Genomic DNA, 322 nt, shown 5'->3' on the forward strand with positions numbered 1-322 from the left:
AGGAAGCCCCGCGTGGCTTCGCCGTCGACTACGCCGGCGCTTCCCGGCAATACGTGCAGGAAGGCAGCGCATTGCTGGTCACCTTCGGACTGGCCCTGGCGATCATCTTCCTGGTCCTCGCCGCACAGTTCGAAAGCTTCCGCGATCCGCTGGTGATCATGGTCACCGTGCCGCTGTCGATCTGCGGTGCGCTGATACCGCTGTTCCTCGGCGTGTCGAGCCTGAACATCTATACCCAGGTCGGCCTGGTGACCCTGATCGGCCTGATCAGCAAACACGGCATCCTGATCGTCGAGTTCGCCAAGGACAAGCAGGAGGAAGG

General features: G+C 62.4%; 1 protein-coding gene. It reads left to right on the plus strand.

Annotated elements, in window-relative coordinates; translation table 11 throughout:
* Positions 1 to 322: efflux RND transporter permease subunit (locus ACLJNW_RS24020; RefSeq protein ID WP_410961194.1), on the plus strand; the 322-nt coding region annotated here is incomplete at both ends.

It is taken from the genome of Salmonella sp. SAL4457, from assembly GCF_046548235.1.
GTDB lineage: Bacteria > Pseudomonadota > Gammaproteobacteria > Enterobacterales > Enterobacteriaceae > Salmonella > Salmonella enterica.